We start from the raw sequence: 1,828 nt of genomic DNA, 5'->3' as shown, positions 1-1,828 counted from the left end.
GCGGCGTCGGCCGCGCCGAGGTCGTCCAGCAGGTGGCGCGGCCGGGCGGCCGTGAACACCTCGCCGAAGCGCCGCCAGTCGACGTCCGAGACGGTCACCCCGGTCTCGTCGTGCTCGACCGCCGCCGCCAGCGCCGCGATCGCCCGCTCGGGCGCCATGGTGCGCATGCCCGTCCGGTTCAGCGAGGCGACGTACTCCTCGTCCTGCGCCATCCCGGCACCGGCCCAGGCGCCCCAGGCCACGGCGGTGGCCGGACGGCCCTCCGCGCGCCGGTGCGCGGCCAGCGCGTCCAGGTAGGCGTTGGCCGCGGCGTAACCCGCCTGTCCCGCGCTGCCCCAGACGCCCGCGCTGGAGGAGAAGAACACCAGGACCTCCGGCGGCGCGTCCCGCAGCAGCTCGTCCAGGTGCCGGGCTCCGGCCGCCTTCGCCGCCAGCACCGCGTCCAGCTCGGCCGGGTCCTGCTCCGCCAGCGGCTTGGCCGCCCGGCCCGCCCCGGCCGCGTGGAAGACGGCGGTCAGCGGCGGGTCGGCGGGGAGCGCGGCCAGCACCCCGGCCAGCGCGGACCGGTCCGCCGTGTCGCAGGCGGTGACGGTGACGGCTCCGGCGCCCAGGGCGAGGAGCTCCTCGCGCAGCTCCGCCGCGCCCGGGGCGTCCGGGCCCGAACGGCTCAGCAGGACCAGGTGCCCGGCGCCCTCGCGGGCCAGCCAGCGGGCGATGTGGCCGCCCAGCGCCCCGGTGCCGCCGGTGATCAGCGCGGTGCCGTGCGGGCGCCACCCGGTGGCGGGCCCGGCCTCGGCCAGGGGCGCGCGGACCAGCCGGCGCACCAGCACCTCGGTGCCGCGCAACGCGACCTGGTCCTCGTCGTCGAGGCCGGCCAGCACCGCGCAGAGGTTCGCGGCCGTCGCCGGGTCGAAGGCGGCGGGCAGGTCCACCAGCCCGCCCCAGCCGGCCGGGGCCTCCAGGCCGGCCACCCGGCCCAGGCCCCAGACCTGGGCCTGCACGGGGTTGGGGAGCGGCTCGCCCGGAACGGCGGCGACGGCGCCCCGGGTGGCCGACCAGAGGCGGGCGGTGAGCCCCGCGTCGCCGAGCGCCTGGACCAGCGCCATGGACGCGGCCGTGCCGACCGGGACCGCCGGGTACTTCGGGTGCTCGGCCGTGGACAGCGCGAGCAGCGACAGCACACCGGTGACCTCGCGCTCCGCGGCGGCGGCGCGCAGCAGCTCCGCCAGGGCCTCGCGGTCGGTCGCGCCGGCGTCCACCTCCCGCAGGTGGACCTCGGCGCCGTGCGCGCGCAGGGCGTCCGCGCAGGCGGCGACGGTGGCGGCGTCGGCATCGGTGGGCGCGTCGGTGGGGGCGAGGAGCAGCCAACCGCCGCTCAGCGCGGGCGTCCCGGGCGCGGCCAGCGGCTTCCAGTCGATCCGGTAGCGCCAGGAGTCGAAGGACCGGGCGCCCTGCTGCCGGTGACGCCAGGCCGCGAGGTCCGGCAGCACCGTCTCCAGCGAGGAGCGCGACGAGTCCGCCCCGATGCCGACCAGCGTGGCGAGGTCCTCGGCGTCGCCGCCCTCGACGGCCTCCCAGAAGCGGAGCTCGGCGGGGTCGGCGGTGGTGGTGCGGGTGCGGTCGAGCCAGTAGCGGGTGTGGTCGAAGGCGTAGGTCGGCAGCTCCGGCAGCGGACCGCCGGTACCCAGCACCCGCGTCCAGTCCACGTCCACGCCGTTGACCCAGGCCTGCGCCAACCCCGTCAACAGCGAACGCGCCTCCGGACGGTCCGTACGGGTCAACGGCACCAGCGCCACACTCTCACCCGCCAGGCTCTGCGCGGCCATCG

The 1,828-nt window shown here is 78.6% G+C and carries 1 protein-coding gene; it reads right to left on the bottom strand.

Annotated features, from left to right (window positions below):
• Nucleotides 1-1,828: SDR family NAD(P)-dependent oxidoreductase (locus ABD308_RS17595; protein WP_344335422.1), on the bottom strand; the 1,828-nt coding region annotated here is incomplete at both ends.

It is taken from the genome of Kitasatospora putterlickiae, from assembly GCF_039527695.1.
Taxonomy (GTDB): domain Bacteria; phylum Actinomycetota; class Actinomycetes; order Streptomycetales; family Streptomycetaceae; genus Kitasatospora; species Kitasatospora putterlickiae.
Note: the sequence above shows the minus strand (reverse complement) of the source record. Positions and strands in the feature narration are given on the sequence as shown.